Here is a 13,573-nt window from a genome sequence, read left to right as displayed (position 1 = left end):
CCTAACATCCGTATCGTTGTGCCATGGGGAAAGCCTGAATCCATGAGCGGTTTGATCGGACTCGACTGGGGCACGTCCAGCCTGCGCGCCTACAGGCTCGATGAGGCTGGTGCGATCCGCGAGACGCGCGCGCGCCCCTGGGGCATTCGCCATTTGCCGGAGGGTGGCTTCGATGCCGCACTGACCGACATCACTGAAGGCTGGCCCCGATTGCCCCGGCTGGCCTGCGGCATGGTCGGCAGCCGCCAAGGCTGGTTGGAGGTGCCGTACATGGACCTTCCCGCCGACACGGCGCAGCTTGGCAGCGCCGTCCGAAGCCTTCGCGCCAAGGATGGTTTGGACGTCCATATCGTTTCCGGACTACGTAACCCGCAAGTCGCTGACGTGATGCGCGGTGAGGAAACCCAGTTGCTGGGTGCCCTCGCCTTGCGCCCGGCACTGATCCCCGATTCCACCTGGATCCTGCCAGGCACGCACAGCAAGTGGGCTCGCGTGCGCGATGGCGCCGTGACCGACTTCTGCACCCTGATGACGGGCGAGCTGTTTGCGCTGCTGCGGCAGCATTCGATCCTTTGTGCCGGCTCGGGCGATGCTGCGGTGGATCCTGACGCGTTTGCGCGTGGCGTCATCGCGGCACGCGACAGCGGCAGCGCCGGCGCATTCAGCCGACTGTTCTCGGCCCGCGCGTCGATGCTCGACGGTGCGCTGGCGCCGGACGCCGTGCCCGAGTATCTCTCCGGCCTGCTGATCGGTGAGGAGCTGCGTTCCAGCCTTGCCTCGAATCGTTTTCCCCACGACGCACCGCTCCAGCTGATTGGCGATGCCGCGTTGTGCGCGCGCTACCGGCTGGCCGCATCCCACTTCGACCTCGATCTTGCCGAGCCCCTGCTGGATGCCGCCGCGCACGGGCTGTGGCAGATCGCCTGCGATATCGGCCTGGTCAACACCGGTTCGTCTACGGCGCCCAAGGAAATTTCTTCATGGTGAGCTCCTGGCTCCATCCCCTCCCCCTGGTCGCGATCCTGCGCGGCATCGGCCCCGACGAAGCCGTGAGCATCGGCCATGTACTCGCCGACGCCGGCTTTCGCGTGCTGGAAGTGCCACTCAATTCGCCGCAGCCGATGGAAAGCATCCATCGGCTCACCCAGTCTCTCGGCGACAATTACCTCATCGGTGCCGGCACCGTGATGACGACGACCCAGGTGCAAGAGGTCGCCGCCGCCGGAGGCCGGCTGATCGTGATGCCGCACGCCGATACCGTCGTGATCCGCGCGGCCAAGGACGCCGGCATGGTTTGCGTGCCCGGTGTCGCCACGCCGACCGAAGCCTTCGCCGCGCTGGCAGCCGGTGCCGACGGACTGAAGCTGTTTCCCGCCGACCAGCTGTCGCCTGCAGCACTCAAGGCCTGGCGTGCCGTCCTGCCCAAAGAGCTACCGGTGTTGCCGGTCGGTGGCATCGCGCCCGACAACATGGCGCCATGGGTCGCCGCCGGTGCGCATGGGTTCGGCATCGGTTCCGCGCTCTACGCGCCCGGCCTCGATGCCGATGAAGTCGCCCATCGCGCCCATGCCTTTGCACAGGCATGGGCGGCTGTCTCTCCAAAATCCAAGGAACACCGTGCATGAAGATCACCAAGCTCACCACCTTCCTGGTGCCACCACGCTGGTGTTTCCTGCGCATCGACACCGATGCAGGCATCTGCGGCTGGGGCGAGCCGGTGGTGGAAGGTCGCGCACATACCGTGGCCGCCGCCGTCGATGAACTGTCCGACTACCTGATCGGCAAGGATCCCCGCCACATCGAGGATCTGTGGAACGTGATGTACCGCGGCAGCTTCTACCGCGGCGGCCCGATCCTGATGAGCGCGATCGCCGGCGTCGACCAGGCGCTGTGGGACATCAAGGGCAAGCATCTCGGCGTCCCGGTGCATGAACTGCTCGGCGGCCCGGTGCGCGAGCGCATTCGCGTGTACTCGTGGATCGGCGGCGACCGTCCGGCGGACACGGCCATGGCGGCCAAGGCCGCGGTCGAGCGCGGCTTCACTGCGGTCAAGATGAATGGCACCGAGGAGATGCACTTCGTCGACAGCCACGCCAAGGTCGAGCGCGTGCTGGAGAACGTGCAGGCGGTGCGCGAGGCGGTCGGCCCGCACATCGGGCTGGCCATCGACTTCCACGGCCGCGTGCACAAGCCGATGGCCAAGGTGCTGATGCGCGAACTGGCGCCGTACAAGCTGATGTTCATCGAGGAACCGGTGCTGTCCGAGCATCTGGATGCGATTCCGGAGTTGGCCAGCATTGCCCCGGCACCGATCGCGCTGGGCGAGCGCCTGTATACGCGCTATGACTTCAAGCGCGTGCTGCAAATGGGCGGCGTCGACATCATCCAGCCCGACCCATCGCATGCCGGCGGCATCACCGAAACCCGCAAGATCGCGGCGATGGCGGAAGCCTACGACGTGGCGCTGGCGCTGCACTGCCCGCTCGGCCCGATCGCGCTGGCGGCAAATCTGCAGCTCGATGCGGTGTGCCACAACGCCTTCATCCAGGAACAGAGCCTGGGCATCCATTACAACGCCGCCAACGACCTGCTCGACTATGTGGTCGACCGCAATGTATTCGTCTACGCGGATGGCTACGTCACGATTCCCGGTGGCCCGGGCCTCGGCATCGAGGTCAACGAAGCCTACGTCGCTGAGCGCGCCCAGGTCGGTCATCGCTGGCGCAATCCGCTATGGCGCCACGACGATGGCAGCGTCGCCGAATGGTGAGCATCCTGACCGCGCTCACTCGTAACCCCGGAGCCTGCTGATGCCTTCGTTCGCCAGCTATCCCAGCCTGATCGATCGCAGCGTGCTGATCACCGGCGGCGCCAGCGGCATCGGCGCTGCCTTCGTCGAAAGCTTCGCGGGCCAGGGTGCGCGGGTGGCGTTTCTCGATGTGGACGATGCCAGCGCCGCGTCGCTATGCGCATCGCTCGCCGACGTGCCGCATGCACCGCACTATCTGCACTGTGATCTCACCGATCTGGACGCGCTTCATGCTGCGATCGTTGCGGCACGCGCGCAGATCGGGCCGATCACCGTGCTGGTCAACAACGCGGCCAACGACGCACGCCATGCACTGGCCGACATCCAACCCGTGGATTTCGAGCGCAACGTGGCAGTGAACTTGCGCCATCAGATCTTCGCCACCCAGGCGGTGATTCCCGACATGCGGCAGCTCGGCGGCGGCTCGATCATCTGCCTGGGCTCCACCGGTTGGATGAAAAAGAATGCGGGCTATCCGCTTTACGCGATGGCGAAGGCCGCCGTACACGGCTTCGTCAACGGTATGGCGCGCGAGCTCGGCCAGCAGCAGATCCGGATCAACAGTCTGGTCCCGGGCTGGGCGATCACCGACAAGCAGGCACGCCTGTGGCTGGACGATGTCGGTCGCGAGGAGATTGCACGTACGCAATGCATGCCCGGCTTCCTGATGGCGGACGATCTGGCGCGTGCAGCCCTGTTCCTCGCCGCCGACGATAGCCGCATGTGCACCGGCCAGGATTTCATCGTAGACGGCGGCTGGGTATGACGGTGCCGACCGCTCTGGCGCCGATGGATGTCGCGCTGAACGCCGGCAATACCTTGGGCGAAGGCATCGTCTGGTGCGAGCGCGCCCAGGCGCTGTACTGGACCGACATCCAGCGCGCCACGCTGTACCGCCTGCACATTGAAAGCGGCACACTGGAACAGTGGCCGATGCCGGAACGACTCACCTCTTTCGCGCTATGCGAAGCCGACGGCTGGCTGTTGCTGACGCTAGCCTCGCGATTGGCGTTTTTCCGTCTCGCCGATGGCCACCTGCAGACGCTGCACGAGATCGAACCCGGGCTGCCCACGCGCTGCAACGACGGCGCCTGCGATCGCCAGGGCCGCTTCGTGTTCGGCACGATGCACGAGCCTGCTGAAGGCAGCAAACAGGCGCTCGGCAGTTTCTGGCGGCTCAACGTCGACCTCAGCCTGGAACAGCTCGTGCTGCCGAAGGTGGCCATCAGCAACAGCATCGCGTTCAGTCCCGACGGCACCACGATGTACTACTGCGACTCGCTGGCACGCTGCATCCAGCGCTGCGAATACGGCGACATGCTGGGCGCACCTCAACTGTTCGCAGACCTGGGCGAGCTTGCCGGTGAACCTGATGGCTCGTGTGTCGACGCCGATGGTTCACTGTGGAACGCGCAATGGGGCCTGGCACGCGTGGTCTGCTATGCCGCTGACGGCTCGCTGCGCCAGCTGTTGCCGGTACCCACGCGCCAGCCGACCCGGCCCACCTTCGGCGGCCCCGATCTCGATACGCTGTATGTCACCAGCGCGCGCGATGGACTGTCCGCAGCGCAGCTGGATGCCGACACCCACGCCGGCGCGCTGTTCCGTTCCCGGGTCGACGTGCGCGGCTTGCCCGAGCCACGTTTCGCCGGCATGTCAGCGTGAGGATCACTCCATGAAAACCGCTGCTCATCCAACCGCCCATCGCCGTCCGCGGCCTGCAGGATTTCCTTCATGAATACTGTCGCGACATCCCCGCTCCATCCGTCCCGCACCACGGCCCTGTTCACCTGCATGCTGGCCGCGCTGGCCGGGCTGATGTTCGGCCTGGACATCGGCGTGATTTCCGGCGCCACCCAGTTCATCCAGAAAGAGTTCCAGATCTCCGATCACATGATCGAGTGGATCGTCAGCTCGATGATGCTCGGCGCGGCGATCGGTGCGCTGGGCGCAGGCTGGATGTCCGCGGCGCTGGGGCGCAAGCGTTCGCTGATCCTCGGCGCCGTGCTGTTCGTGGCCGGCTCGCTGCTCAGCGGTGCGGCATGGTCGCCGGAGACACTGGTCGCGGCGCGGGTGATCCTGGGCCTGGCGATCGGTGTGGCCACCTTCACCGCGCCGCTGTATCTGGCCGAGGTGGCCGAGGAACATATCCGCGGCGCGATGATCTCGCTGTACCAGCTGATGATCACCATCGGCATCCTGGTGGCATTCCTGTCCGATACCGCCTTCAGCTACAGCGGCAACTGGCGCTGGATGCTGGGCATCATCGCGATTCCAGGCATCCTGTTCCTGCTCGGCCTGTTCCTGCTGCCGGACAGCCCGCGCTGGCTGATGATGCGCGGACGCAAGCAGGAGGCCAACGATGTACTGCAGAAGTTGCGCGGCGATGCCGGCCACGTCGCGCGCGAAGTGGCCGACATCGAGGAACAGCTGAAGACGCCGCAGCGCGGCTGGCACCTGTTCCTGGAGAATCGCAATTTCCGCCGCTCGGTGGGGCTTGGCGTGCTGCTGCAGGTGATGCAGCAGTTCACCGGCATGAACGTGGTGATGTACTACGCGCCACGCATCTTCCAGGACATGGGCTACGCCACCACGGCACAGATGTGGTTCACCGCGGTGGTCGGCCTGACCAACGTGCTGGCCACCTTCATCGCGATCGGCCTAGTCGACCGCTGGGGCCGCAAGCCGATCCTGTACGCCGGCTTCAGCGTGATGGCGGTGGGCCTGGGCCTGGTCGGCACGATGATGTATCTGGGTATCGCCACGCATGGCGAGCAGATTTTCACGGTGGCGATGCTGTTGACCTTCATCGTCGGCTTTGCGATGTCCGCCGGCCCGCTGATCTGGGCGCTGTGCTCGGAAGTGCAGCCGCTGAAGGGTCGCGACTTCGGCATCGGCTGCTCGACCTTCACCAACTGGGTCGCCAACATGATCGTCGGCGCTACCTTCCTGACCCTGCTCAACGGTATCGGCAACGCGGCCACGTTCTGGCTGTATGCAGCGCTGAATCTCGTGTTCCTGGTGATCACTTTCGTGCTGATCCCGGAGACGAAGAACGTCTCCCTTGAACAGATCGAACGCAACCTGATGGCCGGCCTGCCGCTGCGCGAGATCGGCAGTCAATCCCCGGCGGCATCATCCGCCTTCAGCAGGCAGGCAGTGAAAGACGGCGCCTCCTGATGGGTGCGAATGCGCATCGCCGTTGAACCTGCCGCTCACCTGGGGAAAGCACACGATGACCGCAACGCCGGCGGCAACGAACGAACCTGGCCTGCATCGTGTGCTCGGCACCCGAGATCTGGTGCTGTTCAACATCGCGGCGATCGTCGCGCTGCGCTGGCTGTCGATGGCAGCGCAGGTGGGGCCTTCGAGCCTGGTGCTGTGGCTGCTGGGACTCGTGGGCTTCTTCATTCCCTTGGCGCTGGCGGTGCTCGAACTGAGTACGCGCGTACCCGGACAAGGCGGCCTGTACCTGTGGTCGAAGACCGCGTTCGGCGACGTGCATGGCTTCATCGCCGGCTGGACCTACTGGGTCTCCAACCTGGTCTATTTCCCGTTCGCGCTGCTGTTCAGCGCCGGCATCTTTCTGCATGTCGGCGGCGACCGCTGGCTGGCGCATGCCGGCGACGGCAGCTACAACCTCGTCTACTGCCTGACGGTGCTATGGGCCGCGACCGGGCTCGGCATCCTCGGCCTCGAACGCGCCAAATGGCTGCAGAACATCGGCGGCATCGCGACCTGGTCAGCGGCGGCGCTCATCCTCGTTGCCGGCGTGGTGGCCGCGTACCGGTTCGGCGCGTCCACCGCGATCGCCACGACGAACGTGCTGCCTGACTTCAGCAAGCTCGCGACCTTTTCCACCTTCGCGACGATGGCCCTCGCCTTCCAGGGGCTCGAACTGGGGCTGATCCTCGGCGGAGAAATCAAGGACCCGCGCCGGCAGATTCCGCGCGCCACGCTGATTTCCTGCGTGGCCATTGCAGCCATCTATATCGCCGGCACGGCATCGCTGTTGATCGCGCTGCCCGCCTCGACGATCGACATCATCGCCGGCATCCCGCAGGCGCTGTCTGCGATCGGCGAACGGATCGGCCTGCCGATGTTCGGTTCGCTGACCGCCGCACTCGTCACGGTCGGCACGATCGGCTCCATCTCCGCGTGGGTCACCGGCACGGCACGCCTGCCCTTCGTGGTGGGCGTCGATCGCTACCTGCCCGCCGCGCTGGGTCGCCTGCACTCCAGGCATGGCACGCCCCACGTGGCCTTGATCACCCAGGGCATCCTGACTTCGCTCGTACTGGCGGCGGCGCTGTCCGGCTCCAGCATCCACGAGGCCTACATCGTCCTGGTCGACATGACCGCCATCATGTCGCTGCTGCCCTTGCTCTACATCCTGCTGGCGTTTCCGCTGCTGCGCCGCCGCGCTGCCGGTCGCAACGAAGGCGTCAACCTGTCGCCCGGCGGCACCCTCGGTTGCTGGCTGGCCGCACTGACCGGTTTCACGGTGACCTTGCTGGCGATCGTCACCTCGATGATTCCACCCGCCGACAGCAGCAATCCGAGCCTGTTTCTGCTCAAGGTAGTGGGTGGCTCAGCACTGCTGATCGGTATCGGTCTGTTGTTTTATCGGCATGGCCGAAGCCAGCCCACAACCAAAATGCCGCCACCCCGAAACATCTAAGCCCGCCAAATGGCGGGCTTAGAAATGAAACAAAACGGCTACTTGAATGGTGGAATTTAGAAAGGAATCTCGTCATCCGCAAAACCACTGTCGGCCGGTGGCGGTGCCTGGCGCTGCTCGCTGCCACCACGCGACTGGCCACCGTAGTTGCCGCCGCCCTGCTGGCGCTGGCCACCGCCTTGCAGACGTTCGCGCTGGAACCCGCCGCTACTGCCACCGCCCTCGCCGCCGAGGCCACCCAGCATCTGCATGTCGCTGGCGATGATGTCGGTCGAGTACTTCTCGACGCCGCTCTTGTCGGTGTACTTGTCGGTACGCAGCGAGCCTTCGATATAGACCTGGCGCCCCTTCTTCAGGTACTCGCCGGCGATCTCGGCCAGCTTGCCGAACATTTTCACGCGATGCCACTCGGTGCGTTCCTGCTTCTCGCCGCTCTGCTTGTCGGTCCAGCTCTCCGATGTGGCGATACTCAGCGAAGTGATCGCTGCGCCGCTGCTGGTGTAGCGCACTTCAGGGTCGTTGCCGAGGTTGCCGACCAGGATGACTTTGTTGATGCCACGTGCCATGAGATGTCCTCTGTTGAGCCGGCCGTACGTAAGGAGTAGTTACGGCCGGAGTGGTGAATCCGGTTGACTATCATAACCTCGCCGGCCACCGAGTCCACCTGCTGAAACCCCGCTCCGGCGTGGGCCAACCCCGACGCGGACCGTCTGCTGCTGAAGGCAAGCGCCGCAAGGGTTCTGGCCGCCTTCAGCGATGGCCCGGACCAGTTCAACCGCTCCGGTTCAAACGGTCATGAAAAATGCCAGCACCCGGTTCGGACTTCAGTCAGCGCCGATTGGCCGGGCATTGCTCGGTTTCTGGTGCAGCCAACCCGTCGCCCGTGCATCGACGGCCCCGACCGGGCCCTATCTACTCCTGAGCCCCTGCCGTGACAGGCGCTTGTGTCCGGATGCGGCAATCCCATGGGCACGTGAGTGTTGCCTTGACCGGTTGAATGCGCCGTCGAAAGCAGACATCAACGCAACATCAATCCAGTACCTGCGCCTCGACGCGCCCCTGGCGCACTGCCCGTACCAAAGCCTGGTGATCGCGCTCATTTTGGTCGGCATAGTCGGCAGCGAACGAGGTTATCGCATCGGGGAAGGCATCCCCCTTGCCGAGGTACGCAGCCAGCATGACCGCATCGCCGCTCCGCGCATGCGCGCGTGCGAGGGCCCGTCCGCAGAGCCTTGCGTAGTTGCGGAGATTCGCCGGCTTCATGACGCTGGTGTCGGGGGAGACCTTGGCATCGCGAAGCTGGCGCACATAGAACTGGCGCGTGCCGCCCTTGGTCCAGCCGAGAAAAATATCGCTTGCCGACTGCATCATGCGCTGCCCGACGACCACGCGCTGGCCGTGGTGCCTGTAGACACTCGCCCCGACGTGGGGCTCGATGACCGAAGTGCGCGCTTCCTTGAACTGCAGGAACAACGGGTCGCCGGAGCCTGAGACCATCAGCAGGATGCCGCAATACGTGCCCACGCTGCCGACGCCCACCACCTTCATTGCCACATCGACAATCTTGAAGCGATCAAGCAGAAGCCGCCTTTGCGGCTGAAGCGTGAGGCGGTAATGCGCGAAGGCGCGATCGACCTCCTTGCGATTCCTGACCGCGTCGCTGGCATCGTCGTGGTAGATCAGCGGCGGCTCATCGCGTATGCGTGGAGGGAGGCCATCGGCTATGGCGAATTTCACGAATTCCTTGGTGTGCACCGTATATTCGGTGGCTTTTTTCAAGCGCGCTGTCGCCAGCTTCTTCATCGCAGGATCGACGATCTGGGCGATGATCTTGTGGAGATCGAGATAGTCGTACCAGGCTTCTAGCAACGGCATTTCCGCGTACTCGGCCACGCGGTCGCGGTAGGCGCTGGTTGCGCACCAGGCCGCATCGCGCCCGTCGTCCGCGGAAAATCCGTTGGCCTCGGCGGCGATGAAGACGCTGGCCGCAAGCCGCTTGATATCCCACTCCCACGGGCCAACGCTGGTCTCATCGAAATCATTGATATCGAAAACCAGCCGTCGCTCGGGCGTGGCGAATCCGCCGAAGTTCAGCAGATGACAATCGCCGCAGATCTGCAGATGCACGCCGGTCGAGGGCGTATGTGCCAGATCTCCTGCCATGATGGCGGCACCGCCTCGATAGAAAGCGAATGGCGACTCCAGCATGCGCCCATAGCGGATGGGCACGAGATGGGGCACGCGTCCCTCGGAGCTGGCGATCAGGGTGTCAACCGGGTCATGCCGGTTCCTGGGCGATTTCCAACCCGCATGCGACTTGCGCGGGCAATGGGATCGGAGGGAACGTGCCGCTGCCAATCGTTCCTCGATCGACTGCGTATGCGTCTGCTTCGGCAGGCAGGCTTCAACTGCATCGCGTGCCTTGCGCCCGGCAGCCTTCCGGTTGCCCTTGGGTGAGCGGGCATCTTGCTGGTCGGGGGACGTAGTCATGCGATTCGTCTCCAGCTGGTGGCAACCATTGGAGCGCCATCTTACCCCGCACCCATTCCGCATCGGCAGGCGTGGGCCTTATCGCGCAGAGTGCCGGGTGCCATCGGGGAATCGGGCAATGGCATGTTGCGCGGCTTCTTCGAACGAGCTCGCCAGCTGATTGACATCGGTGCTGACCGTGACGGGCTCGGATGTTGCCAGCAGTTCCGGCAGTTGCACGGCGATGAGGCATGCCTCGGGAAACCGGCGGCGCATTTCCATCGCCACCGCATCGCCACGCTCCCGATACCCGGCCGGGACGGCGCTGACGATGTAGACCATCGAGACCCCGTTCGGCGTGGCTTCCGGTGGCGGCTCGGCCTCAAAGGCCTCGATGTCCTCGATCGTGAGGTGGCGTGCATCGATGCCGAGGTCGCGCAGGATGCGCACGAGGATTTCCGTGACCAGATCATCCACGGTGGAGCCAAGGCCCACGCAAAGCACCACCGATCCCGGAGCTACCGCCAGCGGCCCCTGCCAGCGGCCACTGGCGTCCACGCGTTGCTGGCGCAGGAGGCGGCCGAGGCTGGAATCGTCGAGGACCGAAGCGCGGCGGTTCCAGCGCGACCGCTTGCGCGCCTCGCCACCAAGCGCATCGATGACCCGCACGATCGCGCTGCGGACCTTGACTTGCTGCCCGGGACTGATCGCGCCCTGATTCAGGTCGATGCGGGCGAGCTGCAGGGCTGGCAGCAGGACCGCATCGCAGTACGCGGCGAACGATTTGCGTTTCAGGAAGATCCGCGCGTCGGCAATGATTTCGTCGGCATCGCCCGAGAGCACGCGCTGATAGAAACGCTGTGGCATCGTCAACGCCGGCGTATCGCCAAGCAGGATATCCAGCAGGTTGAGTGCCCTGACATGGCGCCCAGCGACTACCAGGCACAGGGTCAAGGGCGTCGACACGATCAAACCGATCGGCCCCCACAGCCAGCTCCAGAAGATCGCTGCGACCACCACCGCCAGCGGCGACAACCCCGTGCTGTGACCATACAACTGCGGCTCCACCAGTTGTGCGGCGATGGTCTCGACCACGGCGTACAGCCCCAGGGTCATCAGCATCAGCGACCAGCCCGGCCCAACCGCTGCCGCCAGCACGGTGGCGAGAATCGCCGCGATCCAGACGCCGACATAAGGCACGAACCGCAGCACGGCCGTGAGAGCCGCCCACAGCGGTGCGTCGGGCAGACCGATGATCACCAGCCCCAACCAGATCACCGCACCCACACCGAAGTTGACCGCGAATTGCGAGACGAAGAACCGCGACAGGCGCTCGCCGGCATCGTTGATCGCCGCCGTCGTGGCGCGCAGATCCGTGCCGCCGGCGAGGCGGATGAAGCGATCGCGCAAGGCCTCATGCTCCAGCAGGACGAACAGCAGGACGACCAGCACGATGCCGGTCGTCTGCAATGGCACCCAGACCGATGAGAGGATCCGCGTGATCACCGCCATGGGACCTGCCGGTGGTGCATGTACTTCGACCGGGATGATGCTGGTCGAAGCAACAAGACCTCGTTGGACAGTGGCAGGTGCTGCCGGCTCGTCGGTACCGCGATCGTTGAGCTGACCCATCACCCTGCCCGCTTCACCCTGCATCAGCTCCATGCGGCCGATGGTCATGTCGCGCAGCGTCTGGGCCTTGGCGTGGATCGTCGCCTCGTATTGCGGAAGGCTCCTGGCCAAGTGCACGACCTGCGAGCCCATCACCGTCGCCAGCCCCACCAGGAACATGGCAAGCGCAAGCACGGCGATCAGCACGGACGGCGTGTGTCCCAGCCCGAGCCTGCGCAAACCGCGCATCAATGGCGCTATCAGCAGGCTCAGGATGAGTGCGAGGGTGATTGGAACCAGTACTTCCCTGCCGAAGTACAGCAGCGCCAGCACGGTAGCACTGGCGACAATGGTGATCCCACGATGCGTGGCCGAGGCGACCGGCAACGGATCAGACTCGGATGACATCGGACAACTCCTCGCCTGTGTGGTTTATGTAGACATAGTGTAGAAGCTGCCGACGCACCATCACTCGATCAAACCGGCGCGCAGCTTCAACGCTGCCCCGGCAGGATCTACCTTAGCAGCCGCCACTGCATAGCGGACGCTACATTATCCGATGCAGCACCTTTGACCGCCTGGCGTGGAGCTACGTGTACCGCACCAAAGTCTGCCGCCCTGCAGGCTGACTTTGGCATTGCATCCACCACCGACTGTCTGCCTCAGTTCATGACCGGGCTGCGCCGCGCGATCATGTCACCGGCAAATGCCAACGCGCTGAAGGCCACGCAAAGCGTGCAGATACCAGCCCATCCGGCGGCCGCCCAAACCACCCCGGCGCCTGCTGCACCGATGCCGCCCCCGATGAAGAACACACCCACGAAGAGCCCGTTCAAGCGGCTGCGCGCTTCCGGGTCAAGCATGTTGATGGCGCGCCGACCGAGCGTCTGGTCACCAATGGCACCTGCATCGATGATGATCGCAGCGACCACGAGCAAAGCCAGCGCCAGATCCCGATGCGTTGAGATGTTCAGGCCAAGCCAACCTATACCGGCAATACCGGCAAGCACGCTTCCGGCGAGCAGGCAGACATGCGCGATAGGCATACCGATTTCGCTGTACCCGCGGTCGCCTGCGCTCCCGGCCAATGGCGCAACAACGGTACCGGCCACGCCGGCAAGTGCGAACAACGCCACGCCGTTACTGCCGAGCGAGAACGGTGCCTGCACCAGGCGCAGGGTTATCCCGGTCCAGAAAGCGCCAAAGGCCGCCATCACGATGGCGGCGGAATATGCGTAACGACGCAGCACTGCCTCGCGCCGCCAAAGCGTCCATAGCGATACGACCAGTCCCGGATACGTCTGGCCGTTCGCCGGCTGGCGCAACGGCAGCCAGCGCCACAGCGCGATGGCGAGCAGCGCGTCGAGTCCCGCAAGAATGCCGTAGAACGCACGCCAGCCCAATGTGCCGGCCACCACGCTGGCCAGCGGCCGCGAGAACAGGATGCCAAGCATGACTCCACTCATGACATTGCCCACCGCACTGCCACGATGATCCGGGTGCGCCATGGCCGCCGCCAGGGGCACCAGGATCTGGATCGCGCACGATGTCGTGCCAGCAAGGCAGACAGCGAACAGAAACAGCGACGCTGTCGGCGCCACCGCGGCCAGTGCGAGCATCAGCGCACAGCAAGCCAGCGTCATGACGGTGAGCCGACGATTTTCCAGCAGGTCGGCGAGCGGCACGAGGAAAAGCATGCCCACGGCATAACCCAGCTGCGGAAGCATCGCGATCAATCCCGTGAGTGACGCCGACAGGTGCAATGCCCGGGCGACGGGCCCCGTCAACGGCTGCGCTGCGGTGAGGTTGATGATGATGATGCTCACGGCGAAAGCGAACAGCGCGGTCAAGGGGGCGGTCAATGGGGCTATCGGCGCACGGGCCTCCCCGATGGCGAGATAGTGCGGAGGGTCGAATCGCATCGTGAAGGCCTTTCCAAGCAGGAGGCTTTCGATGTTAAATACACGCATATATTGCAGCAATTGAATAATATTCATAGTTAC

11 protein-coding genes are annotated in these 13,573 nt (G+C 64.7%); 7 read left to right on the top strand and 4 right to left on the bottom strand.

The features are described from left to right. The first annotated feature begins 42 nt into the window (after positions 1–42). The 7 genes from B0E50_RS14555 (at position 43) to B0E50_RS14525 (ending at position 7,490) form a co-directional block, all read left to right on the top strand. Positions 43–987: a 2-dehydro-3-deoxygalactonokinase gene (locus tag B0E50_RS14555; RefSeq protein ID WP_077442069.1), complete on the top strand. Its 945-nt coding sequence runs from the start codon at positions 43–45 to the stop codon at positions 985–987. Next, positions 981–1,625: a 2-dehydro-3-deoxy-6-phosphogalactonate aldolase gene (locus tag B0E50_RS14550; RefSeq protein ID WP_077442068.1), complete on the top strand. Its 645-nt coding sequence runs from the start codon at positions 981–983 to the stop codon at positions 1,623–1,625. Before B0E50_RS14555 ends, B0E50_RS14550 begins: the two co-directional genes overlap by 7 nt. Then, on the top strand, positions 1,622–2,770 hold the full coding sequence (gene dgoD / locus B0E50_RS14545) for a galactonate dehydratase (protein ID WP_077442067.1): 1,149 nt from the start codon (positions 1,622–1,624) through the stop codon (positions 2,768–2,770). The genes B0E50_RS14550 and dgoD overlap by 4 nt, the downstream gene beginning before the upstream one ends. A 40-nt stretch (positions 2,771–2,810) precedes the next feature. Further along, complete coding sequence (locus B0E50_RS14540) at positions 2,811–3,575, top strand: SDR family oxidoreductase (protein WP_077442066.1); 765 nt, start codon at positions 2,811–2,813, stop codon at positions 3,573–3,575. Continuing rightward, the gene (locus B0E50_RS14535; protein WP_077442065.1) at positions 3,572–4,474 is read left to right on the top strand and encodes an SMP-30/gluconolactonase/LRE family protein; all 903 of its coding nucleotides are present in this window, start codon (positions 3,572–3,574) and stop codon (positions 4,472–4,474) included. Before B0E50_RS14540 ends, B0E50_RS14535 begins: the two co-directional genes overlap by 4 nt. A gap of 69 nt (positions 4,475–4,543) precedes the next feature. Beyond that, complete coding sequence (locus B0E50_RS14530) at positions 4,544–5,989, top strand: sugar porter family MFS transporter (protein ID WP_077442064.1); 1,446 nt, start codon at positions 4,544–4,546, stop codon at positions 5,987–5,989. Between the two features lie 55 nt (positions 5,990–6,044). After that, positions 6,045–7,490: an APC family permease gene (locus B0E50_RS14525; RefSeq protein WP_139350887.1), complete on the top strand. Its 1,446-nt coding sequence runs from the start codon at positions 6,045–6,047 to the stop codon at positions 7,488–7,490. A 56-nt stretch (positions 7,491–7,546) separates the two neighbouring features. Here the strand turns inward: B0E50_RS14525 and ssb are convergent, their stop codons facing one another. The 4 genes from ssb to B0E50_RS14505 all read right to left on the bottom strand — a co-directional run bounded on the left by ssb (position 7,547) and on the right by B0E50_RS14505 (position 13,492). After that, positions 7,547–8,056, bottom strand: coding sequence for a single-stranded DNA-binding protein (gene ssb, locus B0E50_RS14520; protein ID WP_077442062.1), 510 nt, complete (start codon positions 8,054–8,056; stop codon positions 7,547–7,549). A 463-nt stretch (positions 8,057–8,519) separates the two neighbouring features. Then, complete coding sequence (locus tag B0E50_RS14515) at positions 8,520–9,848, bottom strand: DUF2252 domain-containing protein (protein WP_256364090.1); 1,329 nt, start codon at positions 9,846–9,848, stop codon at positions 8,520–8,522. 210 nt (positions 9,849–10,058) lie between these two features. After that, entirely contained in the window at positions 10,059–11,978 is a 1,920-nt protein-coding gene (locus B0E50_RS14510; RefSeq protein WP_077442060.1) for an AI-2E family transporter, read from the bottom strand. 254 nt (positions 11,979–12,232) lie between these two features. Further along, the gene (locus tag B0E50_RS14505) at positions 12,233–13,492 is read right to left on the bottom strand and encodes an MFS transporter (RefSeq protein ID WP_139350886.1); all 1,260 of its coding nucleotides are present in this window, start codon (positions 13,490–13,492) and stop codon (positions 12,233–12,235) included. Between the last annotated feature and the right edge of the window lie 81 nt (positions 13,493–13,573).

The organism is Rhodanobacter sp. C01, from assembly GCF_002001045.1.
Taxonomy (GTDB): Bacteria; Pseudomonadota; Gammaproteobacteria; order Xanthomonadales; family Rhodanobacteraceae; genus Rhodanobacter.
The sequence above is the reverse complement of the archived record's forward strand: the minus strand, read 5'-3'. Positions and strand labels throughout refer to the sequence as shown.